This window comes from Bartonella sp. AC130YNZD (assembly GCF_042196865.1).
Classification (GTDB): Bacteria; Pseudomonadota; Alphaproteobacteria; order Rhizobiales; family Rhizobiaceae; genus Bartonella.
This window is the reverse complement of sequence record NZ_JBHIQZ010000148.1, coordinates 1-750: the sequence shown is the minus strand read 5'-3', so window position 1 is coordinate 750 and position 750 is coordinate 1. Positions and strand designations below refer to the sequence as shown.

Sequence of the window (750 nt, the reverse complement as noted above, 5' to 3'; positions counted from 1 at the left end):
GCTTGATCGAGTTGGCTCTTTAATTGGTCAAGCTGTTGTTTGCCTTGCTGAATTTGTTCTTGCAATTTGTTAAGTTGTTGTGTGCCTTGCTGGACTTGTTTCATTATTTGTCCAACAGCCGCGGGATCATATACCATGATAGCGAAGGCATTTGTTTTTAAGCCAAAAGAAATTGCGCAAAGAGCTGTTGCCAATAAAAGTTTTTTCATTGTTTTGACCTTTCTTGAAAAATAGGAAGCCATTTTTCTGGAGATTCACCAACTTCATCCATAATGGTCTCTAGGAGTTCAATGTTCTTGGTGGTGCCACTTAAAATGGCTATTTCATCATCAAAGCCGCGTAAACTCAGTTCTGCTACAACTGAACTTTGTCCTTGTTTGATGAGAAAACGCCGTGACTCACGGCTTAATTCTGATTGTATCAGGTTAAATTCTCTGTCCGATAATTTAAAACCTTCTACATAATCCCCATGATTGCCCTTTTGATTGGGAAAATAAATTTGTGTGGGGCATTGCTCTATAATGGTGTGCGCAATGGTCGAATTAATCGCATCTTTGGGAGATTGTGTCGCAAACAACATCAAACCATTTTGTTTACGAATAGTTTTCAGCCTGTCTTGCGCAAAGGCTTTAAAGGAATCATCCTCTAAGGCTTTCCAAAACTCATCAATGACAATGATAATACGACGTCCATCAATTAGAGACAAAATCCTATGAAAAAGATACATCATCAATGGTGGACGAATTTCAT

1 protein-coding gene and 1 pseudogene are annotated in these 750 nt (G+C 38.5%); both read right to left on the bottom strand.

The features are described 5' to 3' along the window. The coding region (locus tag ACFINU_RS10205; protein ID WP_375619049.1) for a type IV secretion system protein at positions 1–209 on the bottom strand (209 nt) is incomplete at its 3' end. Further along, positions 206–750, bottom strand: a pseudogene (locus ACFINU_RS10200) (transporter); the annotation flags it as partial. The gene ACFINU_RS10205 and the pseudogene ACFINU_RS10200, both read right to left, overlap by 4 nt.